Consider the following 23,809-nt stretch of genomic DNA (forward strand, 5'->3'; position numbering starts at 1 on the left):
AGTCGTCGCAGCGCTCATCTGGAGAGGTGGAAATATTCCCATTTCGGGCATATGGTCTCACCATGCGAACAGCAGAGTTGCGAGAGCCGGCGTTCTGGGTCATGACCACCCTCGCCCGGGTACGGCTCCACGGGTACGGCATCATCCAGGCCGTCACCGAGCTCACGGAGGGCGACGTCAGCCTGCCGGTGACGACGCTGTACAAGACACTGGAACGTCTCGAACAGGACGGACTGGTGACCGGCGCCGGAGACGAAGTCGTTGGGGGGCGTCTCCGGCGCTACTTCGCCCTCACCACCCAGGGCGAACAGCGGCTCGCGCTGGAGACCGAGCGACTCGAGGTCAGGCTGCGCGCGGTGCGTGACCGTCTGCCGCGCACGTCGAGCATCTCCGGCAAGGTTGCCGGAGCATGAGTGCCGAACTCGAAGCTCGGTACCGGCGACTGCTCGCCTGGTACCCGGCTGCGTGGCGGTCCGCGAACGCCGACGCGCTCGTCGGGACACTCCTCGACGTCGCCGAGGGCGAAGGCCGAGAGCGTCCGACCCGCCAGGAACGTCGGGCCATCGCTGAGCACGGCGTGGGCCTGCGGCTCGACGGGCTCGTGGTGGCCGATGTGCGGAACCCCGCGAGCACGGTGGCCTTGACCCTCGGCACCGGGCTTGCTCTCGCCGAGTTCCTGTTCTCGAGTTGGGCGCCGTGGATCACCGGCAACCCGGCTCCGGGATCGATGGTGCAGGTCGGACCCTTCCGCGACACGGGCTTCGTGTTCGCGGCGCTCTGGGTGATCGCCCTCGTCGCTGCGCTCTCCGGCCGGTGGAACGTCGGGCGCGTCGTCCTCCTGGTGTCCGTGCTGCTCGGGACCGTGTCGCCGTACCTCCTGAACCGGTACCCGGGCGTCTGGAGTGTCGACCGGGCGACTTTGCTCCTGCTCAGCGCGTGTGCGGTCGTCGCGGTCCTCGGGCGCCCGCACCGCTCCCAGCACACCGCGGCAGCAGCCGTCGGGTGGTTCCTGCTCGGCGCCCTCAGCTACTGCAGCGTCAGCGATCCCGGACAGTGGCAGTACAGCCGGTCCCTGTGGGACGGGAACCTCTACGCCTGGTACGGGACGGCAGTGCTCGAGATCAGCGCCGTCGTCCTCGCGATCATGCGGTGGTGGCGGACAGCGTTCACGATCGTCCTGAGTCTCGTCCCGTACGTCGGGGCGCTCGCAGTGAACGAAGTCCGCGCGATCGACGTCGGGAGCGGGTCCGTCGAGTTGGTGGCACTCCCGGTGGCCCTCGGGCTGGTCCTGCTCGTCCTCCACAGTCGTGGTTCCCTTGCGCTCCCACCACGGAAACGTTCGCGGCCCGCTCACTAGTCCGGCCGCGTCGGAGTCGGGGCACACAGAAATCGAACCCCGCCTCACTCCACCAACGACTGCGTCCCCACCACGATCGCCAGGGTCAGACGCTCCGCGTCCACCGATCCGGGCTCGGCCGTGTACGCCAGGATCCGCAGGTCCTCCGGCCCGACGACCAGGGTGTCGCAGTCGAGCGTGATCAGCCCGACGTCCGGGTGGTCGATCACCTTCCGGCGGGCGGTCTCGCCGAGCGCGGTCGCGCCGGAGTCCCACAGCTCGACGAACCGCGGGCTCGCCGACCGCAGTTCCCGCACGAGCTGCTGCAGCTGGCGATCGAGCGGGTAGCGCGCCGCGGTCATCCGGAGTCCAGCCACCAGGTTCGCCTCGAACGCCGCCTGCTCCTCGTGCGTGTGCACGGCGCGGCTGCCGGATCCGACCAAGTGCCGCCACGCGGTGTTCCGGTCGTTCCCGCGCAGGGCCCCGATCGGCCCCATCAGTGCGTCGTACGGGGCATTGGCGACGAGCAGGTTCCCCGCGGCGTCGAGCACCGCGACCGGGGTGTCCGCCAGGCGGTCGAGCAGTCGCTGCACGCTCGGCGGGATCCTCGACGGCACCACGTCGGCGCCGGGGACCGCGTGCCCGGCGAGCCGGTAGAGCAGCTCGCGGTCGGCATCAGCGACACGAAGCGCCCTCGCGAGCGCCTCGACGACCTGGGCGGACGGCGAGGTCGCCCGCCCCTGCTCGAGCCGGGTCAGGTAGTCGGCGGAGATCCCCGCCAGCCCGGCCAGTTCCTCTCGGCGCAGACCGGAAGCACGCCGACGGGGCCCGACGACCACTCCCGCCGCCTCGGGGGAGACGTGGTCGCGCAGCCGCCGCAGGGTGTGCCCGAAGTCCGTGTCCGCCATGTCCCCAGTCTGCGCGCGACGGTCGACCGGGTCCTGGCCCTACCGGTCCTACGACAACCGGGCGACTCCCTGCGGTCGTCGCCGAGCGTGACGCTGGACCCATGACAACGACACTCATCACCGGGGCCACCCGCGGCCTCGGCAAGGAAACCGCCCGCCAGCTCGTCGAGGCGGGCCACACCGTCTGGATCGGGGCCCGTGACGCCGACCAGGGCGCCGCGGTCGCCGCCGAGATCGGCGCCCGCTCCGTCCAGCTCGACGTCCGCGACGACGGCTCGGTCGCCGCGGCCTTCGCCCACGTCGACGCGAACGGCGGACTCGACGTGCTGGTCAACAACGCCGGCATCGCGGTCTGGGGACAGAGCGGGCCCGAGGCGCTCGCCGTCTTCGACACGAACGCCGTCGGCACGATCCGCGCGACCGAGGCCGCGCTGCCGCTCCTGCGTCGCTCCGCGAACCCGATCGTGGTGAACCTGTCGAGCGCGCTCGGCTCCTTCACCGCCACCCACGACCCGTCGAAGCCGGCGTTCACCGTGCCGGCGGTCGTCTACGGCGCGTCCAAGGCCGCCGTCTCGATGCTGACCGTGCAGTACGCCCGCGTCGTGCCCGAGGTGCACTTCGTCGCGATCGAGCCCGGCTACACGGCCACCGAGTTCGGTGGCATGCCGAACCCGCACGGTCGCCCCGTCGAGGTCAGCGCCGCGACGATCGCGGCCGCCGCGAGCGCGGGCCCGGAGGGCCCCACCGGCGTGTTCCTGGAGGACGGCCAGACGCTCGGGTGGTGACGAAAAGGCGGCCTGGAGGCGCGGTGCCAGCTGGCACCGCGCCTCCAGGCCGTCATCCGCTCGCGTCTACAGCAGCTGCCGCGCGTTGGTGGACGCGAGGTCCAGCAGCTCGTCGCCGCGACCCGACAGCACCGTGCGGATGGCGTAGAGCGTGAAGCCCTTCGCCTGCTCGAGCGTGACCGCCGGGGGCATGGAGAGCTCCTGGCGGTTCGCGCGGACCGACACGAGTGCGGGGCCGTCGTGCGCGAGCGCGGCGGCCATCGCGTCCTCGAAGTCGTCGGACACGTCGACGTGGAAGCCCTTGATGCCGATCGCCTCGGCGACGGCGGCGAAGTCCGGGTTCTGCAGCTCGGTGCCGTAGTTCACGAAGCCGGCGGCCTTCATCTCGAGCTCGACGAAGTTGAGCGACGAGTTGTCGAACACGACGATCTTCACCGGCAGCTTGTTCTGCACGATCGTGATGAGCTCACCGAGGAGCATCGTCAGCCCGCCGTCACCGGCCAGGGCGATCACCTGCCGGTCCGGGAACGCGGTCTGCGCACCGATCGCCTGCGGGACGGCGTTCGCCATCGTGCCGTGCACGAACGAGCCGATCAGCCGACGCTTGCCGTTCATGGTGAGGTAGCGCGAGGCCCAGACGACGGGGGAGCCGACGTCGGGGATGAAGACGGCGTCCTCGGCGGCGAGCCGGTCGAGCACCCGGGCGACGTACTGCGGGTGCAGCGGCTTCTTCTTCCCGGCGGGGACCGCCAGGTCGTCGAGCTTCTCGCGGGTCTTCCGGTAGTGCTTCAGGGAGTCCTCGAGGTGCTTCGTCGGGTGCGAGCCGGTCAGCAGCGGGATGAGTGCGAGTGCGGTGTCCTTGACGGTGCCGACCAGGCCGATGTCGACGGGGTGCCGGCGGCCGAGCTGCGAACCGCGGATGTCGACCTGCACGTGCTTCGCCTTGGCCGGGAAGAACTGCTGGTACGGGAAGTCGGTGCCGAGCATGAGCACGACGTCGGCGTCCTCCATCGCGCGGTACCCGGACGCGAAGCCGAGCAGCCCCGTCATGCCGACGTCGTACGGGTTGTCGTACTCGATGTACTCCTTGCCACGCAGCGCGTGCACGATCGGGGCCTGCAGCCGCTCGGCCAGGGCGACGACCTCGTCGTGGGCGTCCGCGACGCCGGCTCCGGCCAGGATGGTGATCCGGTCGGCACCGTTCAGCAGGTCGGCGGTGCGCTGCAGCTCGGCCTCGCTCGGCACGATGCGCGGGGTGGCCCGCTCGATGCGGGTGGTGCGGTCGTCCTTCGCCTCGGCGAGCAGCACGTCGCCCGGGATCACGAGCACGGCGACGCCGCGCTTCTCGATCGCCTCGCGCATCGCGATCTCGAGCAGGCGGGGCATCTGGACGGGGTCGGCGACGTACTCGACGTAGACGGAGCACTCGCGGAACAGCTCCTGCGGGTGCGTCTCCTGGAAGTAACCGGAGCCGATCTCGGCCGTGGGGATGTGGGCGGCGATCGCCAGCACCGGCACCCGCGAACGATTCGCGTCGTACAGGCCGTTGATCAGGTGCAGGTTGCCGGGCCCGCAGCTGCCGGCGCAGACGGTCAGGTCACCGGTCAGGGCGGCCTCGGCAGAGGCGGCGAACGCGGCCGCCTCCTCGTGCCGGACGTGCTCCCACCGCATCGTGCCGTCCTTGCGCAGGGCGTCGGTGAAGCCGTTCAGGGAGTCCCCGGGCAGGCCGTAGACCCGGTGGATGTCGTTGGCGCGGAGGGTGGCGACGATGTTCTCGGCAACGGTTGGCATGCGTCCTGTCTACTCCCGACCGCCGCGCTGAACGCTTTCGGAGTTTTGTGAGGCTCACTCGCCCTGGGATGCCGGGGTCGGACTGCGACGATGGCGGGATGACCGACGACGCGCCGCTCCTCCGTCCCCGCCGACGGGAGCCCGCCGCGTACGGGATCCTCGAGCGCTCGCCGTACCCGCTCGTCTCGGTGGCGATCGCCGTCATCGCGGTCGTCGTCATCACCATCGTCGGGTTCACCCTCGGCACCGTGGACCTCGGGCTGTCCAAGGACCTCAACGCGCTGCACACCGGGTTCATCGGGGCGTTCAGCACGGCGGTCTACCACGTGATCAGTCCGGCACCGGCGATCGGGATCACGGTCGTCGTCGTCGCCGTGATCTGGTGGCGCACGCGCGACCTGCGCCCGGCCCTGGCGTTCGGCGGCACCATCGCGATCACCTGGGTGCCGTCCGCGATCGTCAAGGAGATCGTGCACCGCGCCCGGCCCGACGTCGCCGTGCTGCCGCACCCGTTCCCCGTGCAGCCCGACCCCGGGTACCCGAGCGGGCACACGGTCTACATCACGGCGTTCGTCATCGCCCTGATCTGGCTGCTCCGCGAGACCCGGTGGCACCGGCTCGCCCTGACGCTCGGGGTCGTGGCCATCGTGATCGTGTTCTTCGCGGTGTCGATCGACGCGGTCCACTACCCGACCGACGCCGCTGCCTCGATCCTGTGGGCGCTCGCCGTGGCGCCGGGGGTGCGGGTGGTGTGGGTCGACTGGCTCATGCCGCGGGTGCCGTTCCTGCGGCCGGGGCGGGGCTGACGCCGGGCTGGTTGGGGCCGGGTCGGGGGCGGTCTGGTCGACGCGGAACGACACTGTCGATGTCGGGCGACGTCGACAGTGTCGTTCCACGTCAGCGGCGGGTGTCGTTCCGCGTCAGCAGGCGGTGCCGTTCCGGGCCAGCGGCCGGTGTCCTTCCGGGTCAGCTGAGCGTGCTGGTCCGGCTGGTCCGGCCCCGCGCCGCGAGCAGCGCCACGACGGCCACCACGGCGGCTGCGAGCATCACGATCGCCAGCGGCGCCGCGGTGTCCGAGCCGCCGATGCTGACGAGCGGGGACACGAGCGCCGCGAGCCCGAACTGCAGGGCACCGAGCACGGCCGAGGCGCTGCCGGCGGCCGAGGGCACGGCACCGAGGGCGAGTGCCGTGGCGTTGCCGAGCACCAGGCCGAGCGAGCCGACCGCGGTGAACAGCGGCACGGCGAGCCAGATGACCGGCGCCCCGGAGACGACGAGCAGCGCGAACGCCACGGTCGACGCGAGCACCAGCACGATGCCGAGCGACAGCACGCCCGTGACCGAACGGGTCGCGGTGAGCTTGGCGGACAGGATGCTGACGCCCATCAGCGCCAGGGCGTTCAGCCCGAAGGCCAGGCCGTAGCCGACCGTGCCGAAGCCGATCATGTCCTGGTACAGGAACGGCGACGCGGAGATGTAGGCCATCATCACGGCGAACGCGAAGCCGAACACCGCGGTGTAGCCGAGGAACGTGCGGGAGCGCAGGGCACGCAGGGCCGAGCCCGAGCCACGGCGTTCCTCGCGCAGGGCGTCGCGGTGTTCCTTCAGGTGGGTCTCGCGGATCACGGCGAGGACCGCGATGAGCATGACGATCGACAGGCCGAGCACGATCGAGAGCAGGCCGCGCCAGCCGATCGGACCGGTGAGCAGGCCGCCGAGCAGCGGTGCGACGACCGGGGCGACCCCGCCGACGATCATCATGAGCGAGAACGCGCGGGCGGCGGACTTGCCGGTCGCCAGGTCGGAGATGACCGCACGGCTGATCACCATGCCGGCCGCACCGCCGAGGCCCTGCAGCAGGCGGGCCGCGATGAGCACGCCGATGTTCGGCGCGAGCACCGCGGCGATGCTGGCGAGCACGCACACCGCGGCACCGGCGATGAGCGGTGGCACGCGGCCGAACCGGTCGGACAGCGGACCGAACACGAGCTGGCCCGCGGTCACGCCCACCAGGAACGCGGTCAGGGTGAGCTGGACGGCGGTGGCGCTCGCCCCGAGCTCGGTGGTCATCTGCGGGAACGCCGGCAGGTACAGGTCGGTGGCGAAGGGGGCGACGGCACTGAGCAGGCCGAGCACCAGGAGCAGCGCGGTCGTGATGCCCTGCTGCTTGGTCGTGGGTGTCGCGATCGTCGCGCGGATGGTTCCGGTGTCCGTGGTCATTGTTATGAAAGCATAACTCATCGCCCGAGATCGGTACAGTACGGTCATGCACTCCGCCGTGTCCGACCACGTCCTCGCCGAGTTCGCGGACGTCCTGCTCCGGATCGCGCGCGACATCGACCCGCACGGCTCGGAGACCCTCGACATCGTGCCGCTGACCGGCACCGAGGCGCTCGTCATGCGCTGGATCAACCGCAACCCCGGCACCTCGCCCAGTGCCACCGCCGAGGCGACGGCCCTGCAGCGCAGCAACCTCAGCGTCGCGCTCCGGTCGCTCGTGGCGAAGGGCATGGTCGAGCGGCGCCAGGACCCGGCGGACGCCCGGACCGTGCAGCTGCACTCGACCGCCCTGGCCCAGGAGAGCGTCGACCGGCTCTACCGGCACTGGTCGGGCAAGCTCCGCACGGCCCTCGGTGGCGACGAACGGGGTGCGGTCGAGGCGCTGGAACTGCTGCAGCGGATCGACGACGGACTGCGCGCGGGCTAGGCGACAGCGTCCTCGGCAGCGGCAGCGGCAGCGGCAGCGGCAGCGGCAGCGGCAGCGGCGTCGGCATCGTCGGCCGCCTCGTCCTGGATCGGCAGCAGGCGACGCGCGCCGTGCCCCTCGTCGCCCAGGGCATCACCGGGGTTCACGACCGAACACGCTCCGAGCGAGACGCACCCGCAGCCGATGCACTGTGTCATCTCCTGCTGCAGGCGCTCGAGCTCGAGCTGGCGGGCCCGCAGTCGTGCGCGCCACCGCTCGTTCAACCGGTTCCAGTCGCGCAGCGAGGGCATCCGGTCGGCGGGCAGGGCCTCGAACTGCTCGGCGACCTCGCTGAGTGGGATGCCGAGGCGCTTGGCCACCTGGATGATCGCGATCCGCCGTTCGACGTGCCGCGGGTACATCCGCGTGCCACCGTCGGTGCGCTCCGGGTGGATCAGCCCCTTGCGCTCGTAGAAGTGCAGGGCCGAGGCGGCGACGCCCGTGCGGCGCACGATCTCGCCGATGGGCAGCAGGTCGGTCGGCCGCGGCGCCGGGATCTCGACCATGGTGGAGATCCTACTGCTGGAACGACTCCCAGAGCAGGAACCCGGTGAACAGTACGAACGGCGTGCAGGCGACCACGTTGAGCCAGCGGTGCTCGACGATCACCGCGGCGAACTCCCGCAGGAACGCACTCGGGACGTAGTACGCCGCCGTGCGCGCGCCGACGACCTGGGCCGGCAGGTCGAGGCGACGGGCCAGGGTCGCGGCCCGCAGGACGTGGTAGTTGTTCGTGACCACGACCATCTGGCCGTCCCGGCCGGCGGCCGTCTGCACGTCCCGCGAGAACCGGAGGTTCTCGCGGGTGTTCCGCGACGCGGTCTCCGCCACGACGTCGTCCGCGTCGGCACCGTGCGCCACCAGGTACTCGGCCATCGCGGTGCCCTCGGGGCGGGGTTCGTCGTCGCCCTGTCCGCCGGACGGCACGAGGAGCGGTCGGCGTCCGGCGGCCCGTTCGGCCCGGTAGACGCCGAGCGCCCGGTCGAGCCGGCTCTGCAGCAGCGGTGGGACCTCGCCGTGCACGAGCCCGGAGCCGAGGACCACGATCGTGTCGGGGACGATGCCGTGCCGCGTCCGCCCGTAGACCACGGAGTACAGGGCGAACGCGACCAGCGACAGCGCGAAGTACCCGCAGACGAACACCATCAGGACGGCGACGGCGATCTTCGTGCCGTCCCACAGCGTGAAGCCCTCACCGCTGCCCGAGACGAGCAGGGCGATGGCGACCGCCGGCAGCACGAACACCGCCACCCCGGCGGCGAGCGACAGCAGGTTGCCGACGCTGCGCCCCTCGGCCCGGAGCATCTGCAGGCCGTTCGCGACCAGGGCGACGCCCAGCACCACCACGGCGAGCGGCACGAGCAGCAGCACCACGGCGACGAGCAGGCTGAACCCGGGGTCCACCCTGGTCAGCACGGCCACGACCGTCGCGAGCCCGAACAGCACGGCCGCCGTCAGGAACACCCCGTTGCGGAGCATCCGCGGGTCCCGTCGCCGCCCCAGGACGTACAGCACCAGGAACAGCAGGGCGAAGACGGGAGCGGCGCCCAGCCCGAGCACCGTCAGCCGACCGCGCGACGGATCAGGTCGGCCACCCGTGCCTCGTCGGCCTCGGAGAACTCGGGGCTGATCGCCCACGACGTCGGCCAGAACGTGCCGTCGTCGAGCGCGGCCGAGTCCTGGAACCCGAGCGTCGCGTAGCGGGCCTTGAACTTGGCGGCGTCCTGGAAGAAGAACACCGCCTTGCCGTCCCGGGCGTAGGCGGGCATGCCGTACCAGAGCTTCGGCGCGAGCTCGGGCGCGACCTCGAGCGCGATGCGGTGGATGCGCTCCGCCAGCCCCCGGTCCGGCTGGGGCATCTCGGCGATCTTCGCCTCGACCGCAGCGGCGTCGGCCGCCGCCTTCTCGGCCTTGGTGCCCCTCGTGCCGCGGGCGCGCTTGACCTCCGCGGCGTGCTCCTGCATCGCCGCGCGCTCCTCGTCGGTGAAGGTGGTCTCGGTCTTCGTCGTCCGTGCCATCGTCGTCTCCTCGTGGTCTTGTGCACCCATCATGGGTCCGGGAAGCGAAGCATGCGAGGCCAGGGCTCGAACGAGTGCCAGGCTCGTCCCATGACCTACATCGCCAGTGACGACCGCTACGACTCGATGACGTACCGCCGGACCGGCCGCTCGGGCCTCGACCTGCCGCTGCTCTCCCTGGGGTACTGGCACAACTTCGGGGACGACATGCCCTTCGAGAACCAGCGTGCCATCAGCCGCCGGGCGTTCGACCTCGGGATCACCCACCACGACCTCGCGAACAACTACGGCCCGCCGTACGGTGCCGCCGAGGTGAACTTCGGCCGCCTGATGCGCGAGGACTTCCGGCCCTACCGCGACGAGATGGTCATCTCGACGAAGGCAGGCTGGGACATGTGGCCGGGGCCGTACGGGCAGGGCGGTGGCTCGCGCAAGTACGTGCTCGCCTCGCTCGACCAGTCGCTGCAGCGCACGGGCCTGGACTACGTCGACGTCTTCTACTCGCACCGTCTCGACGCCTCGACCCCGCTCGAGGAGACGATGGGCGCCCTGCACACCGCGGTCCAGCAGGGCAAGGCGCTGTACGTCGGGATCTCTTCGTACGACGCCGAGCGCAGCCGGCAGGCAGTCGAGATCCTCCGCGACCTCGGCACCCCGCTCCTGATCCACCAGCCCTCGTACTCGATGCTCAACCGCTGGATCGAGACCGAGGGGCTGCTCGACGCCGCCGGCGAGCTCGGCTTCGGCGTCATCGGCTTCACCGCGCTGGCGCAGGGGCTGCTGACCGGCAAGTACCTGAACGGGGTGCCCGAGGACTCCCGCGCGGCAGCGGGCAAGTCCCTCGACGCGTCGAGCATCACGCCCGAGGTCGTCGAGCACCTCCGCGCCCTGAACGACGTCGCGGCCGCGCGCGGACAGTCCCTCGCGCAGCTCGCCCTCGCGTGGGCGCTCCGCGACGAGCGGGTGACCTCACTCGTCATCGGTGCCTCGCGGGTGTCGCAGCTCGAGGACAACGTCGCCGCGCTGTCGAACACGTCGTTCACCGACGAGGAGCTCCGCGTCATCGACGAGCACTCGGTCGGCATCACCGATGTCGACCTGTGGGCGGGAGCCCGCGCAGGCGAGGTCTCCTGACCCGAGCACCACGCCGCAGTAGTCGCTCGGCTGGTCGCATCTCGTCGCTCGGCGGGTCCCGCTGGCCGGTCACGACACGTCGCGGGTCGCCCGCCGACCGGTCACGAACCGTCGGCTGGCGGCGCCGCAGGCGACGGTCTGCGACCGCACCACGGCTGACCGCCGGGACGGCGCCCGGAGCGAACTCCTCCGGTGCGCGGCGGCCGGTTGGTACCATCGACAGCGTTCGACAACACGCAGTGTGTATCTACCGGCCGCCGGCATCCCGGCGGACAACGGCGGCACCCGATGGGTCCGCCGCCACCGAACCGGGCGGGCCGAGAAGGCACAACCCCGATGCTCCAGACCCGCTCAACCGACGCTCCGCCCGCTCCGGACCGCTCACTCGTCTCCCTCGCCGGCCGCTGGTACTTCCCCGTGGCGTTCATCGCCCGGCTCCCGTTCGCGATGATGGTGGTCGGCGTCCTGACCCTCGTCGTCGCCGCCCGTGACTCCGTCGCCCTCGGCGGCATCAACTCCGCCGCCGTCGGCATCGGCTCCGCGATCTTCGGCCCGATGGTCGGCGCCGCGGCCGACCGCTACGGCCAGCGGGCGGTGCTCGTCCCCGTCGGCCTGGTGAACGCGGCGCTGCTCGGGTTCTTCCCGTTCGTCGTCAGCGGCACCGCGCCCGACCTCGCCGTCCTCGCGGTCGCATTCTGCATCGGTGCCTCGGCCCCGCAGGTCGCCCCGATGTCCCGCACCCGGCTCGTCGCGATCATCCGGCAGCGCATGGCCCCGGCGCGGCGCGAGAAGACCCTCAGCGGCACGATGGCCTACGAGTCCGCCGCCGACGAGACCGTGTTCATCATCGGCCCGTTCCTGGTCGGCATCCTCGCCAGCGCGATCGCCCCGTGGGTGGCCGTCGCCGGCGCCTCGGTCCTGACGTTCGTGTTCGTGACGGCGTTCGCGCTGCACCCGACCGGCAAGCTCGTGGTCGGCCAGCACGCGGAGTCGACGCAGGCACCCGCGCGGCAGCTCCTGCGTCCGCGGCTCGTCGTCGTGGTCGTCGGCATCCTCGGCATCGGCCTGTTCTTCGGCTCGACGCTCACCTCGCTGACGGCGTTCATGGAGACCCACGGCGAGGCCTCGCAGGCCGGCCTGCTCTACGGCCTGATGGGCATCGGTTCCGCCGGGTTGGCGCTCGGGTCGGCAGCGTTCCCGCGGTCGTTCGGCCTCGGTTGGCGCTGGCTCGTGTTCGGCGTCGTGCTCCTCGCCGGTGCGATCGCGTTCGCCAGCGCCGACTCCGTCGTCGCCGCGGGCGTCGTCCTCGCGATCATGGGCATCGGGATCGGGCCGACCCTGGTCGCCCAGTACAGCCTCGGCTCCGACCGGTCACCGGTCGGCCGGTCCGCCACCACGATGACGATCCTCGGGTCGGCCGTGATCGTCGGGCAGTCGATCGCCTCCGCCATCACCGGGGACGTCGCCGAGCACCACGGCACCGCCGCAGCGATGCTGCTGCCGGCGGTCTCCGCCGCGATCGTCGTGGTCGCCGCGGTCCTCAACCTGCTGCTCCCGCGCCGGGTCGCGACCGCCTGACCGCGAACGTGACCACCTGACGAACCGGATGCCCGTGGCGACGCCGCCACGGGCCTCCGGTCCGTCAAGGGTCAAGCACCGGCCCCGCGGCGGGGGCGCCGCCGCACTTCCGGGATGACGAGCTCCGGGACCGCCCGCAGCATGAACTGGTCGAAGTCCGGCACAGTGAAGGCGGCGAACCCGTGTTCCGGTGTGTACAGCAGGCCCATGTCGATGAGTTCTGCGCGCGTCGGCCCGAGTTGGGTGGATTCTCGGTGCAGCACCCTTGCGACGTCAGAAGCCTTGTGGGCGTCCGGTCCGAGTTCGGCCATCGCGCGGAGGTACGCGGTCTGCAGCCCCGTGGCCCGATCGAGTCGCACACGGAAGAACGACCTATCGAGCTTCGTGAGGTAGCCCTCGCGGGCTGCATCGATGTCGTCGAGGGTGATGACCGGCCCGGCCGCGATCTCCCAGGCCTGGTACCCGAGCTCCTGGATGAAGTAGGGGTAGCCCTTGGTGATCTCCAGTGCGAGATCGACCGCGTCGGGATCGTAGGACGCGTCCTCGAGCTCCGCGGGGCGGATGAGCGCCTCTCGTGCGTCGTCTTCGCCGAGCGAATCGATCTCGGGGAACCGGAAGAGCCGCTCTGCGTAGGACTTCGCATCCCCGGCGAGTTCTGCGATCTGGGGGAGTCCAGCCCCGACGAAGGTGATCGGGAGTTTCCGCTGCACGGTCTTGTGCAGGGCTTGGATCAGCGCTTCGAGTTGCGCGGACCGCAGGAACTGCACCTCGTCGACGAGGATCGCGACACCGCGTCCGTGCTCCTGTGCGGCTTCGCCCAGCGCGACTAGGACGTCGGTCAGGTCCAAGGCGAGATCGCCGTGGTCAGCGAGCCCTTCAGCTGGCTCGACGTCCCAGGTCATGGACCAGGTGCCGTCCGGGGCGACGGACATCCCGAACGCGGTGAGGACTTCGGCTGCTCGACGTGCGCGGTCCGTCCACCGTTTCCGTGGAGAGATCTGGAGCAGGGCTGATCGGAGCAGTGAGGCGATCGTCTGCCGGAACTGGCCGTCGTCGTGTTTGCTCGCTTCCAGCTCCACGACCTCCCACTTCGCGGTCCGAGCAAGGTCGGCGAACTCGTTGAGGAGCACCGTCTTGCCGACGCCGCGGAGACCGGTCATGATGAGCGACTGGTCGGTGCGTCCTCGGGAGAGGCGTTGCAGGAGTACCTCGAAGGCCCGCGTGTGCTCGACGCGGCCGGCCACGATCTCCGGAGTGGCGCCTGCATTGGGCGTGTAGGGATTCCTGACGCTGTCCACGGCGGGAGCTTATCGAGTTTATCCCGCTTTAGTCATCGCACATAAAATGGGATAACGCTCGTAAAGGATCAGGACTCCGTGTCGTCGACGAGCAGGTCCTCGTGCCGGTAGTCGTCGGCACGCAGGCCGGCGCGCGCGATCATGTGCGTCGACACCGGCACCAGGAACAGCTGGAACACCATGATCGGCAGCACGACCCAGAACGCCGTCCACGTCCACACCGCCACGACGATGGCGGCCAGGGCGAGCGCGAGCCCGAGCACCTGCGGCTTCGCCATCGCGTGCAGGCGGACGAGCGGGTCCGGGAACCGGACGATGCCGACCCCGGCGCCGAGCGACAGCAGCGACCCGACGAGCAGCAGCCCGATGGCGATCCAGGCACGGATGCCGGCGTCGTCGACGAACGACTCGATCATCTCGATCACGACTGGTCCTCCTCGGCGCGCTCGGGGGTGGTGACGGTCAGTCCCTCGTCGGACGGGTCAGCCGAGGGCGTGACGGCCCGGGCAACGGCGACCGTGGCGAAGACGCTCGTCGCCGAGATCACCACGAGCACGGGGATGCCGGTCAGGTCCTGGCGGATGACCATCGCGGCGGCGATCACCACGAGCACGGTGGTCAGCACCATGTCGGAGCCGATCATGCGGTCGAGGATCGTCGGGCCGCGCACGATGCGGAACACCGCGAGGGCGAACGTCGCCCCGAGGAGCGCGAGCACGAGCGCGACGGCGATGCCCATCACGACGACGGCGGGGCTCATCGGGTCACCTCCGGCAGGGGCTCGGACAGCTCGGAGACGTCCTGCTTGGATCCCAGTGCGCGGATGACCATGGCCTCGATCCGGAGTGCGACGCGGCGTTCGTCCTCGACCTGCTCGAGGCGCTCGGTGTCGAGCACGTGGAGCAGCAGGCGACGGCGCCGCAGGTCCACGTCGGCGACGTACGAGCCGGGCACGAGCGAGATCGCGAGGGTGGCCAGGGTGAAGGTCATCTCGGAGGTCGAGTGCAGCTGCACGAGCGTGATCGAGCTCCGCCGCACACCGCGGGGACGGAACGCGACCCAGGCGACCCGGAAGGACGCCACGACGACGAGACCGGACCACACCACCAGGAACCGCAGCACGTGCACGATCGAGAACCGTGCGGACAGGGGGACCGGCGGGAGCGGCAGCGCCTGGGTGACGATGAGCGCCACGACGATGCCGCACAGCAGCGTCAGCGGGGTCCACGACCCCCAGAGCAGCGCCCAGAGCACGGTGAGCCCCGCGACCAGGGGCACGTCGTAGCGCCACGCCAGCGCGATCCGGCGGGCGTTCGAGATGCGGCGGACGTCGGTCATCGCTCACCTCCGAGCACGGCCTGCACGTAGCGGTCGGGCGACTCCAGCGACTCCGCTGCGCGGGTCGCGTAGCCGTAGAGCGGGCCGGCGACGACCGTCAGGGCGACGGACCCGAGCACCGCGACGGTCGTCACGCCGACGAGCATGCGCGGCAGGCGCACCTTCTCTGGAGCCTCGCCGACCGCCTCGGTCACGCCGGTGGTCGGACTGGAGGCGGTGGCCGCGTGCGGTGCGTCGGTGACCGTCACCGAGCCTCCCGGGTGGTACGCCTCGCCCGTCTCCTCGGAGACGGTGAGCGGCGCCGGTTCCGGCGACCGCAGGTGGGCGTGCGGTTCGGCACTCGTCGCGTGCGGGGCGGCGGCCTCGGCCGCCGGCTTCGGCCGCCAGAAGGCGGCGTCCCAGACCCGCATGAGCGCGTACAGGGTGAGCAGCGAGGTGACGACGCCGGCGCCGATGGTGACGTACGCCATCGGGGAACCGTCCTCGGCGGCGGCGCGGAACAGGCCGAGCTTGCCGATGAAGCCGGAGAACGGCGGGATCCCACCCAGGTTGAACGCGGGGATCAGGTACAGGGCGGCCAGCAGCGGAGCGGCCTTCAGCAGTCCGCCGAGCGACCGGGTCGAGGTCGTCCCGCCGACGCGTTCCATCAGACCGGACACCAGGAACAGCGTGGTCTGCACGACGATGTGGTGCACCGTGTAGAACACCGCTGCCGCCGTCCCCGCGACGGTGCCGAGTCCGACGCCCATCACCATGAAACCGATGTGGCTGATCAGCGTGAAGGACAGCAGCCGTTTCACGTCGGTCTGCGACACCGCGCCGAGCACCCCGACCACCATCGTCAGTGCGGCGACGACGAGCAGCACCTCGTTGAGCTGTGGTCGCGGGAAGATCACCGTCTCGAGCCGGATGATCGCGTAGATGCCGACCTTCGTCAGCAGGCCCGCGAAGACCGCGGTGACCGGCGCCGGGGCCGTCGGGTACGAGTCCGGCAGCCAGAACGCCAGTGGGAACACGGCCGCCTTGATGCCGAACCCGATCAGCAGCATCGTGTGCAGGAGCAGCTGGACGTGCTCCGGCAGGTCGGCGACGCGCTCGCTGATCTGGGCGATGTTCACCGTGCCGGTGGCGCCGTAGACCAGCCCGATGGCGGCGAGGAAGATCGCCGACGCGATCAGGCTCGTGACGATGTACGTCGTGCCGGCCCGGACGCGCTGTTCGCTGCCGCCCAGCGTGATGAGCACGTAGCTCGCCACCAGCAGCATCTCGAACGCGACGTACAGGTTGAACAGGTCGCCCGCGATGAACGAGTCGAGCACACCGGCGGCGAGCACCAGGTACGTCGGGTAGAAGATCGTGACCGGGGCGTCCTCGTCGTCGGCGGCCAGCCCCTGCCCGATCGAGAACAGCAGGACGAGCAACAGGACGCTCGCACTGACGGTGAGCAGCAGTGCGCTGAGCCGGTCGACGACGAGCGAGATGCCGTAGGGGGCGTCCCACCCGCCGACCTGCACCACGATCGTGCCGTGCCGGTCGACCAGGACCATGAGCGTGGCGGCGACGGCCAGGGCCACGACGAGCACCACGACGGTGATCGCACGCTGGAGCTTCTGGTGCCGGAGGAGTCCGAGCGCGACCGCGGCACCGAGCAGCGGGACGAGGACGAGGAGCGGGACGAGCCAGGTCATCGGGTCGCCTCCTGTTCTGCGTCGGTGGTGGTCTCCGGGTCCTCGTCGGCCGCCTCGTCGCGGTCGCGGCCGATCGCGGCGTCGGCTTCGTCGACCTCGACCTCGTCGGCGCGGGACAGCTGCCACGACCGGTGGATCAGGGCCAGCAGGAACGCACTGACGGCGAAGGTGATCACGATCGCGGTCAGGGCGAACGCCTGGGGGAGCGGGTCGGTGATGCCCTCGGCGCTCTTGCCGATCGGCGGATCGCCCGCGGCGCCGGACATCACCAGCAGCAGCAGGTTGAGCGAGTTGCCGAGCAGCAGGAAGCCGAGGAGCATCCGGGTCAGGGAGCGTTCGAGCAGCAGGTAGACGCCGCACGAGAACAACACCGCCATGGCGATCACGAGGACGAGGGTGACGGTCACGTGGCGCTCCCTTCCGGGGTGGGGGCATCGAGGGCGTCGCTGACGGACCCCTCGGTGGTGTCGCGGGTCGGGGTCGAGGCGTCCTCGAGGCGCTGCCGGTCGACCTCGGCACCGAGGCTGCGGAGGACGTCGAGCACCAGGCCGACGACGACCAGGTAGACGCCGATGTCGAAGAACGTGGCGGTGACGAACTCGACGTGCCCGAGGATCGGGACGGTGGCCTCGAAGAACTCGGAGTACAGGGCTTCACGGCCGAAGAACAGCGGCACGATCGCGGTGATCGCTGCCGTCGCGACACCGAGCCCGAGCAGTCGACCGGCACGCACCGGGGCCGCTGCACCGAGTTCGGCCGGGCCGCCGGCCAGGTAGCGGGCCGCGAGTGCGATGCCGGCGACCAGGCCACCGGCGAACCCACCACCGGCCGAGTTGTGCCCGGCGAACAGCAGGTACACCGACAGCACGATCAGGCCGTGGAACAGCAGGCGGACGACCACGTCGAGCAGTGCCGAACGGCCGGTCGGGATCGCGGCGCTCGTCGGCAGCCAGGCGCGGGGCTCGCCGTCGGTGCGCTCGCCGTTCGCGGTCAGGGTCTCGGGCAGGTCGCGCAGCCGGGGCAGGGTGTCCTCGCGCGAGTTCACGAAGATCAGGCTCGCGACGCCGGTGGCCGCGGCGACCACGACCGTGAGCTCACCGAGGGTGTCCCAGCCGCGCAGGTCGACGAGGGCGACGTTCACGACGTTCAGACCGTGCCCGAACGAGCTCGTCAGTGCGGGCAGGTCGGGCCAGAGGGGGCGGGCCGTGCGGGCCGAGGCCGCAACGACCACGACGATCGCCAGCGTCAGCCCCGCCAGCCCGGCGAAGAGCGCCCGCACGACCCGGAACCGCGACGGGTTGGTCGTGGCGATGCGCGGGGGCAGCCGTCGGAGCACCAGGACGAAGGCGATCAGGGTGACCGTCTCGACCACGAGCTGCGTCAGGGCGAGGTCGACGGCGCCGTGCAGGACGAACAGCACCGAGAGGCCGTAGCCGGTGACGCCGACCAGCACCGCGGCGGCGAACCGGGTCTTCGCCGTGAGCACCGCGATGCCCGCGATCGACATCACGATCATCACCGGGATCTGGCCCCACGAGTCGGCGAACCGGACGTGGAACTCCCACGGCCCGCCGAGCACCAGGTTGGCGAGCGCCCCGGCGACGAAGACCGACAGGATCACCGTCAGGTAGTAGGGGAGCGAGCCGCGCTGCAGGCTCGCGGTGAGTCCGGTCGCTCCGCGGTCGAGCAGTCGCATGCCGTGCCGGTACGTGCCCGCGGCGCTCGGGAACCCCGCGAGCCGGTGCTGAAGCGCTTCGACCGGACGGCGCAGGGCGAACAGTGCGAGGCCGCCGACCAGGGTGATCGCAGACAGGCCGAGTGCGGGTTCGAGGCCGTGCCAGAGCGCGAGGTGCGGGACTTCCTCGCCGGGGATCGATGCCACCGTCGCCGCGGGCTCGATGCCGTGCGCGACGACCGGGGTCAGCAGGCCGAGGGCCACGCCGGTCAGTGCCAGGATCGACGGCACCATACCCAGGCCGTGCAGGGCGTGCGGTTCCGTCTGGGCGACGTCGGGCTTGCGGGCGAACGCTCCCCAGAAGAAGCGGAGCGAGTACGCCACGGTGAGCACCGAGCCGAGCGTCACACCGACGAGGGCGAACCAGGCCCAGCCGGCGTCGGGGCCGTGCAGGGACTCGGTGAAGCCGGTCAGCACGGCTTCCTTGGCGACGAAGCCGATCGTCGGCGGGATGCCGGCCATCGACACGAGCGCGAGGGCGGCCACGACGGCCAGCCACGGTGCCTTCCGGCCGAGCCCGCTGAGCCGACCGAGGTCACGCGTGCCGGTGACGTGGTCGATCGCGCCGACGACCAGGAAGAGCGTCGACTTGAAGGCGGCGTGGGCCACGAGGAGCGCGACCCCACCGAGGGCGACCGCGGGGGCACCCCAGCCGGCGGCGAGCACGAGGAACCCGAGCTGGGCCACGGTGCCGTAGGCGAGCAGGAGCTTGAGGTCGGTCTGCCGCAGGGCGCGGTACCCGCCGACGAGCATCCCGGCGACGCCGAGCAGCGTGATCGTCTCGCGCCAGCCGTCGAGCAGCGCGAACGCGGGGGCGAGCCGGGCCACCAGGTAGATGCCGGCCTTCACCATCGCCGCGGCGTGCAGGTACGCGCTGACCGGTGTGGGTGCGGCCATCGCGGCGGGGAGCCAGAAGTGGAAGGGCACGATCGCCGACTTCGTGAGCGCCCCGAGCAGCACGAGGACCACCGACACCGAGACGACCGTGCCGCTCGGGGGATCGGCGACGATCGCGGACAGCGAGGTCGTGCCCGCCGAGACCGAGAGCATCACGAGGCCCGCGAGCATCGCCAGACCACCCGCGGTGGTGACCACGAGCGCCTGCATGGCGGCGGCACGACTGGCACGCTTCGCGGCGTCGTGCCCGATGAGCAGGTAGGAGAAGACCGTCGTGGCCTCCCACAGGACGAACAGCACGATGACGTCGTCGGCGATCACGAGCCCGTACATCGAGCCGGCGAAGGCGGTCAGGACCCCGGCGAACCGACCGAGCCCGGGTTCGTCCCGCTCGAAGTACGAGGCGCAGTAGACCAGCACCAACGCGCCGACGATCGACACCACGAGGGCGAGCACCCACGACAGGGCGTCCATCCGCAGCGTGACGTCGAGGTCGAGCTGGGGGACCCACTGGTGCCGTTCGACGACGCTGCCGTGCAGGGCGGCGTCGGTTTGGGCGATCGTCAGCACCGCCGCCGCGGCGGGGGCGAGGGCCGCCACGTAGAACGCGCGGCGGCCGAGGACGGGGGTCAGGGCGGGGACGATCAGGGCGACGATCGCGAACGCGACGAGGACGAGGACCATCGGGCACCTCCTCGGGGTCGGGCTGCAGTCCGGCTCACTGGGCTTTCACAGCCTACGGAGAGGGCCATGTGGAGAACCTGTGCGGCCGGACAGTAGTCCGCTCAGGTCCGGCCGTGCGCGCGAGCGGGGATCTGGGTCGCGAGCTTGCCGCCGGAGACGTCGAGCAGGGTGCCGGTGATGTACCCGGAAGCGTCGCTCGCCACGAAGACGAGCAGGTCGGCGACGTCGTCCGCGGTCTCCCACCGGCGGAGCGACAGCGTGTCGAGCAGGCGGTCCTGCGCCTCGGCCGGCATCGTCGCGAAGCCGTTCATCGCCGTCGGCACCATGCCCGGTGCGTAGGCGTTCACGGTGATCCCCCACGGGCCGAGCTCCGACGCCAGGACCCGGGTGAACGAGACGACGGCTGCCTTCGACGCCGCGTAGGCAGCGCTCCCGACACTGGGCACGATCGCCGCGAACGATGCGGCGTTGATGATCCGCCCGCGCCCGGCCGCCTGCATCACCGGAGCCACGGCCTGGCTCATCAGGAACGTGCCGCCGAGGTTGACGTCCATGCAGCGGCGCCAGGCGTCCCACTCCAGTTCGGCGACCGTGCCCGTGACGTTGATGCCGGCGTTGTTCACCAGCACGTCGATCGTGCCGTGCCGCCGGACGACCTCGTCCACGGCGTCGCGAACCGACTGCGGGTCGGCGACGTTGCACACGACGTGGTCGAGCGGGAAGTCCGGCTCGAAGGCCAGGTCGAGCGCGACGACGCGGCTCCCCTCGCTGACGAAGCGGTCGGCGAGCGTGCGGCCGATCCCGCGCGCTGCGCCGGTCACGACCACCACGCGGTCGGTCAGGTCGAGGTGCATCGTTGCTCCCGTCGTCGGTGCCTTGAATAGGCATACTATTCGAGCATGACGGATCAGCGTGTGCTCTGGGTCACGGGTGGGGGCAGCGGCATGGGGGCCGCGAGCGCCGAGGCAGCGGCGCGGGACGGTTGGACGGTGGTCCTCAGCGGGCGCCGTGCCGACCGGCTCGAGCAGGTCGCACGCACCGTCCGCGGCGCCGGGGGAACCGCGGACGTCCTGCCCCTCGACGCGAACGACCCCGACGCCGTCGCAGCCGCGCGGGACACCGTGCTCGAGCGGCACGGGCGGCTCGACGGGCTCGTGCTGGCGGCCGGGCTGAACGCCCCGAGGCGCCGGTGGGACGACCAGTCGCTGACCGACTTCCGCGCGATCGTGGACACGAACCTCACCGCCGTCGTCTCGCTGGTGGACGCCGCGCTGCCGGCACTCCGCGCGGCCGGCGGCGTGGTCGTCGTCGTGTCGTCGTACGCCGGGTGGTCCTTCCAGCCGGGGGCGGGTGTCGCGTACTCGGCGAGCAAGTCCGCGCTCGCGTCGGTCGTCCGGACGCTCAACCAGCAGGAGGCCGAGCACGGCGTGCGTGCCACCCACCTGTGCCCGGGTGACGTCGCGACGGACTTCCTCGACCAACGGCCCGAGGTCCCCGACGCGGCCGCCCGGCAGCGCATGCTCCAACCGGAGGACATCGGGCGGACGGTCGCCTTCGTGCTCGGGTCGCCGGCACACGTGCGCATCGACGAGCTCGTGCTGTCGCCGGTCTCGCAGCGGTGACGAGCACCTTCGAACGGGTCCTCGACCAGGTCGGTGCCGCCGTCGTCTCCGGTGCGGTCGCCGTGGGCAGCCGCCGGAGCGTCGACGACCTGGTGACCTGGACGGGCGCCAGTCGCAGCATCGTCCGCGAGGCCGTCCGCGTCCTCGTCGCGCTCGGCCTGCTCAGCGCGCGGCGCCGGGTCGGCGTGACCGTCCTCGGCGTGCGGGAATGGGACGTCCTGGACCCGCGTGTGGTGCGGTGGCGCCTGCGGGGCCCCGACGGTGACCGCGTGGCGGTCGAACTCCGCGAGCTGCGCGCGGCGGTCGAACCCGCCGCCGCTGCCGCAGCAGCCCGGCGAGCGGCGCTCGACGCGTGCGCGGACCGACGGGAGGCCCTCCGCATCACCGCGGACGAACTCGCCGCCGCCGCGACCCGCGACGACCGCCCCGACTTCGTGGCCGCGGACGTGCGGTTCCACGCGCTCGTGCTCGACCTGTCCGGCAACGCCCTGTACCGACGCCTGCACCAGGTCGTCGGCCAGGTACTGCGCGAGCGCGGGGGCATCCGCCCGGACCTCCACGACGTCGGCCTCCACCTGGCACTCGCCGACGCCGTCCTCGACGGCCGCCCGGACGACGCGGCCTCGACCATGCGGGCGATCGTCGACCGCACGTGAGCGGGGCGCGCCGGACCTGCGAGGATGGACCCCGGCGCGCCCCTCCGGCGCCCGTGGAGGGTGAGTCGTGGACGCAGCACAGGACCTGGTCGTCCAGCTCGTCGGCACCCCGTGGGCGTTCTTCGTGGTCGGCCTCGTGCTCGCCGTGGGCAGCGTCGCGGTCTTCCTGCCCAGCCAGGCACTCGTCGTCGCGATCGGCACGCTCCTGGTGGGCGGTGACGGCGGTCTCCTGCCGGTCCTCTTCCTCGTCGTCGCGGCGTCGATCGGGATGGTCCTCGGCGACCTCGGGCTCTACCACCTGGCGCGGTCGGTCGACCTCGGCTCGAGGTCGTGGTTCGCGCGTCCGAAGGTCCGCGCGGCCCGGGACGCCATCGACGGCCGCTACCGTGCCGCTCCCGGGCGCATCGCGGTGCTCGGACGCTTCATCCCGATGGGCCGGTTGACGACGAACCTGGTCGGAGCGGACAGCGGGCTCGACCTCCGGCGGTTCCTGCTCAGCTGTGTGCTCGCCGACGTCGTGTGGGCCGCGTACTGCGTCGGCATCGCCTCGGCCACCGGGCGCTGGAGCCGCGAGCAGCCCTTCCTCGTCACGACCCTCGCGGTCGTGGCGTCGATCCTGCTCGGCCTCGCGATCTCCGCGATCGAGAAGGCCGTGCGACGCCGGAGCGAGGCTGCGGCCGCGGCCTGACGAACGTAGGCTGAGCACCCCGTTCGAAGGAGAACCCGTGCTGCTCGACGACCTCGTACCGGACCCCGACGCGCTCGAGCGCATCGCCACCGGCAGCACCTGGGCCGAGGGGCCCTGCTGGATCCCGTCGACGCGCACGCTGCGGTGGTCCGACATCCCGGGTGAACGGATCCTGCAGTGGCACGCGGACTCGGGGGAGACCTCGGTGTACGCGGACGGTGTCGAGTTCACCAACGGCCGCACGCTCGACCGGGACGGCAGCGTCGTGCAGTGCTCGCACGGGCTGCGTCGGGTCGAGCGGGACCGCGACGGCGTCGTCACGCCGATCGTCGACGTGTGGGACGGCGGTCGGTTCAACTCCCCGAACGACGTCGTGGTCGCGCGGGACGGCGGCGTCTGGTTCACCGACCCCGCCTACGGCATCACCCAGCCGCGCGAGGGACACCCGGGCGTGCGTGAGTACGGCGACCACTGGGTGTTCCGGTGCGGCCCGGCGGGCGAGGACCTGCGACCAGTGGCGACCGACCTGGACGAGCCGAACGGCCTGGCCTTCGACCCGGACGAGCGGGTGCTGTACGTCGCGAGCTCGTCGGGCGACGAGCCGGTCATCCGCGCCTACGACCGCCGAGGCGACCTGCTGAAGAACGGCCGGGTGTTCGCGCGGCTCGAGCCCGGAGAGGGTGCGCCGGACGGCATCCGGGTCGACGTCCACGGCAACGTCTGGTCGTCCTCGCACCGCGGCGTCGTCGTGTTCGACCCGACGGGTGCCCGGATCGGTGCGGTCGCCGTGCCGGAGGTCACGTCGAACCTGTGCTTCGGCGGCGACGACGGTACGACGCTGTTCCTGACCGCGACGACGTCGGTGTACCGGATCGCCACGACGACGCGGGACGCTGCCGTATCCTGA

At 71.5% G+C, this 23,809-nt stretch carries 25 protein-coding genes; 11 read left to right on the plus strand and 14 right to left on the minus strand.

The genetic code is table 11. The annotated features are described in order from the left end of the window. The first annotated feature begins 62 nt into the window (after positions 1–62). Together DEJ09_RS09815 and DEJ09_RS09820 are read left to right on the plus strand one after the other, a co-directional pair. A complete protein-coding gene (locus tag DEJ09_RS09815) occupies positions 63–413 on the plus strand; it encodes a PadR family transcriptional regulator (RefSeq protein ID WP_111088359.1) in 351 nt (116 codons plus the stop codon). Beyond that, positions 410–1,357: a hypothetical protein gene (locus DEJ09_RS09820; protein WP_111088361.1), complete on the plus strand. Its 948-nt coding sequence runs from the start codon at positions 410–412 to the stop codon at positions 1,355–1,357. Before DEJ09_RS09815 ends, DEJ09_RS09820 begins: the two co-directional genes overlap by 4 nt. A gap of 44 nt (positions 1,358–1,401) precedes the next feature. On the opposite strand, the gene DEJ09_RS09825 is transcribed toward DEJ09_RS09820, so the two are convergent. Then, the gene (locus DEJ09_RS09825; protein WP_111088363.1) at positions 1,402–2,244 is read right to left on the minus strand and encodes a helix-turn-helix transcriptional regulator; all 843 of its coding nucleotides are present in this window, start codon (positions 2,242–2,244) and stop codon (positions 1,402–1,404) included. Between the two features lie 101 nt (positions 2,245–2,345). Here DEJ09_RS09825 and DEJ09_RS09830 point away from each other — a divergent pair, with 101 nt between their 5' ends. Continuing rightward, complete coding sequence (locus tag DEJ09_RS09830; RefSeq protein ID WP_111088364.1) at positions 2,346–3,029, plus strand: SDR family NAD(P)-dependent oxidoreductase; 684 nt, start codon at positions 2,346–2,348, stop codon at positions 3,027–3,029. A gap of 66 nt (positions 3,030–3,095) precedes the next feature. Here DEJ09_RS09830 and poxB read toward each other — a convergent pair whose 3' ends face one another. Beyond that, positions 3,096–4,820, minus strand: a complete 1,725-nt coding sequence (gene poxB, locus DEJ09_RS09835; RefSeq protein ID WP_111039725.1) for a ubiquinone-dependent pyruvate dehydrogenase — start codon at positions 4,818–4,820, stop codon at positions 3,096–3,098. A gap of 98 nt (positions 4,821–4,918) precedes the next feature. Here poxB and DEJ09_RS09840 point away from each other — a divergent pair, with 98 nt between their 5' ends. Next, complete coding sequence (locus DEJ09_RS09840) at positions 4,919–5,626, plus strand: phosphatase PAP2 family protein (RefSeq protein ID WP_181433323.1); 708 nt, start codon at positions 4,919–4,921, stop codon at positions 5,624–5,626. Between the two features lie 160 nt (positions 5,627–5,786). Here the strand turns inward: DEJ09_RS09840 and DEJ09_RS09845 are convergent, their stop codons facing one another. After that, positions 5,787–7,040: a multidrug effflux MFS transporter gene (locus DEJ09_RS09845; protein WP_111088368.1), complete on the minus strand. Its 1,254-nt coding sequence runs from the start codon at positions 7,038–7,040 to the stop codon at positions 5,787–5,789. A gap of 46 nt (positions 7,041–7,086) precedes the next feature. On the opposite strand from DEJ09_RS09845, the gene DEJ09_RS09850 reads away from it, so the two are divergent. Next, on the plus strand, positions 7,087–7,527 hold the full coding sequence (locus tag DEJ09_RS09850; protein ID WP_216852147.1) for a MarR family winged helix-turn-helix transcriptional regulator: 441 nt from the start codon (positions 7,087–7,089) through the stop codon (positions 7,525–7,527). Here DEJ09_RS09850 and soxR read toward each other — a convergent pair. Genes soxR through DEJ09_RS09865 form a run of 3 tightly spaced genes read right to left on the minus strand, consistent with a single transcriptional unit; the run spans position 7,524 to position 9,584 of the window. Further along, positions 7,524–8,072, minus strand: a complete 549-nt coding sequence (soxR, locus tag DEJ09_RS09855) for a redox-sensitive transcriptional activator SoxR (RefSeq protein WP_111088370.1) — start codon at positions 8,070–8,072, stop codon at positions 7,524–7,526. The two genes, DEJ09_RS09850 and soxR, sit on opposite strands and share 4 nt — an antisense overlap. Positions 8,073–8,082: 10 nt before the next feature. Then, positions 8,083–9,126 carry a YdcF family protein gene (locus DEJ09_RS09860; protein ID WP_258373856.1) on the minus strand — a complete coding sequence of 348 codons (1,044 nt, stop codon included), beginning with the start codon at positions 9,124–9,126 and terminating at the stop codon, positions 8,083–8,085. A gap of 2 nt (positions 9,127–9,128) precedes the next feature. Next, positions 9,129–9,584 carry an iron chaperone gene (locus DEJ09_RS09865; protein WP_220034925.1) on the minus strand — a complete coding sequence of 152 codons (456 nt, stop codon included), beginning with the start codon at positions 9,582–9,584 and terminating at the stop codon, positions 9,129–9,131. Positions 9,585–9,674: 90 nt separating this feature from the next. On the opposite strand from DEJ09_RS09865, the gene mgrA reads away from it, so the two are divergent. Next, positions 9,675–10,718, plus strand: coding sequence for an L-glyceraldehyde 3-phosphate reductase (mgrA, locus tag DEJ09_RS09870; RefSeq protein ID WP_111088374.1), 1,044 nt, complete (start codon positions 9,675–9,677; stop codon positions 10,716–10,718). Positions 10,719–11,054: 336 nt separating this feature from the next. Next, positions 11,055–12,296 carry an MFS transporter gene (locus tag DEJ09_RS09875; RefSeq protein ID WP_111088376.1) on the plus strand — a complete coding sequence of 414 codons (1,242 nt, stop codon included), beginning with the start codon at positions 11,055–11,057 and terminating at the stop codon, positions 12,294–12,296. 71 nt (positions 12,297–12,367) lie between these two features. On the opposite strand, the gene DEJ09_RS09880 is transcribed toward DEJ09_RS09875, so the two are convergent. From DEJ09_RS09880 to DEJ09_RS09915, 8 genes are all read right to left on the minus strand, one after another. Further along, complete coding sequence (locus DEJ09_RS09880; protein ID WP_071404814.1) at positions 12,368–13,594, minus strand: ATP-binding protein; 1,227 nt, start codon at positions 13,592–13,594, stop codon at positions 12,368–12,370. A 68-nt stretch (positions 13,595–13,662) separates the two neighbouring features. Then, positions 13,663–14,010 carry a monovalent cation/H(+) antiporter subunit G gene (gene mnhG, locus DEJ09_RS09885; RefSeq protein WP_258373860.1) on the minus strand — a complete coding sequence of 116 codons (348 nt, stop codon included), beginning with the start codon at positions 14,008–14,010 and terminating at the stop codon, positions 13,663–13,665. A gap of 5 nt (positions 14,011–14,015) precedes the next feature. After that, entirely contained in the window at positions 14,016–14,354 is a 339-nt protein-coding gene (locus DEJ09_RS09890; RefSeq protein ID WP_051597118.1) for a hypothetical protein, read from the minus strand. Further along, positions 14,351–14,932 carry a Na+/H+ antiporter subunit E gene (locus tag DEJ09_RS09895; protein ID WP_071404815.1) on the minus strand — a complete coding sequence of 194 codons (582 nt, stop codon included), beginning with the start codon at positions 14,930–14,932 and terminating at the stop codon, positions 14,351–14,353. The genes DEJ09_RS09890 and DEJ09_RS09895 overlap by 4 nt, the downstream gene beginning before the upstream one ends. Then, positions 14,929–16,620 carry a Na+/H+ antiporter subunit D gene (locus DEJ09_RS09900; RefSeq protein ID WP_111088380.1) on the minus strand — a complete coding sequence of 564 codons (1,692 nt, stop codon included), beginning with the start codon at positions 16,618–16,620 and terminating at the stop codon, positions 14,929–14,931. Before DEJ09_RS09900 ends, DEJ09_RS09895 begins: the two co-directional genes overlap by 4 nt. Beyond that, on the minus strand, positions 16,617–17,027 hold the full coding sequence (locus DEJ09_RS09905; RefSeq protein ID WP_110865552.1) for a Na(+)/H(+) antiporter subunit C: 411 nt from the start codon (positions 17,025–17,027) through the stop codon (positions 16,617–16,619). The genes DEJ09_RS09900 and DEJ09_RS09905 overlap by 4 nt, the downstream gene beginning before the upstream one ends. After that, positions 17,024–19,936, minus strand: a complete 2,913-nt coding sequence (locus tag DEJ09_RS09910) for a Na+/H+ antiporter subunit A (protein WP_111088382.1) — start codon at positions 19,934–19,936, stop codon at positions 17,024–17,026. The genes DEJ09_RS09905 and DEJ09_RS09910 overlap by 4 nt, the downstream gene beginning before the upstream one ends. Positions 19,937–20,037: 101 nt before the next feature. Then, positions 20,038–20,790: an SDR family NAD(P)-dependent oxidoreductase gene (locus DEJ09_RS09915; protein ID WP_111088384.1), complete on the minus strand. Its 753-nt coding sequence runs from the start codon at positions 20,788–20,790 to the stop codon at positions 20,038–20,040. 45 nt (positions 20,791–20,835) lie between these two features. Here DEJ09_RS09915 and DEJ09_RS09920 point away from each other — a divergent pair, with 45 nt between their 5' ends. The 4 genes from DEJ09_RS09920 (at position 20,836) to DEJ09_RS09935 (ending at position 23,809) form a co-directional block, all read left to right on the plus strand. Then, positions 20,836–21,558 (plus strand): SDR family oxidoreductase, encoded by a 723-nt coding sequence (locus DEJ09_RS09920; RefSeq protein ID WP_181433324.1) that lies wholly within the window; start codon positions 20,836–20,838, stop codon positions 21,556–21,558. Further along, a complete protein-coding gene (locus DEJ09_RS09925) occupies positions 21,555–22,214 on the plus strand; it encodes a FadR/GntR family transcriptional regulator (protein ID WP_111088388.1) in 660 nt (219 codons plus the stop codon). Before DEJ09_RS09920 ends, DEJ09_RS09925 begins: the two co-directional genes overlap by 4 nt. A 67-nt stretch (positions 22,215–22,281) precedes the next feature. Beyond that, positions 22,282–22,902 (plus strand): DedA family protein, encoded by a 621-nt coding sequence (locus DEJ09_RS09930; protein WP_071404822.1) that lies wholly within the window; start codon positions 22,282–22,284, stop codon positions 22,900–22,902. Between the two features lie 40 nt (positions 22,903–22,942). Continuing rightward, positions 22,943–23,809, plus strand: coding sequence for an SMP-30/gluconolactonase/LRE family protein (locus DEJ09_RS09935; protein ID WP_375537957.1), 867 nt, complete (start codon positions 22,943–22,945; stop codon positions 23,807–23,809).

Source organism: Curtobacterium sp. MCLR17_055 (genome assembly GCF_003234305.1).
GTDB classification, from domain to species: Bacteria; Actinomycetota; Actinomycetes; order Actinomycetales; family Microbacteriaceae; genus Curtobacterium; species Curtobacterium flaccumfaciens.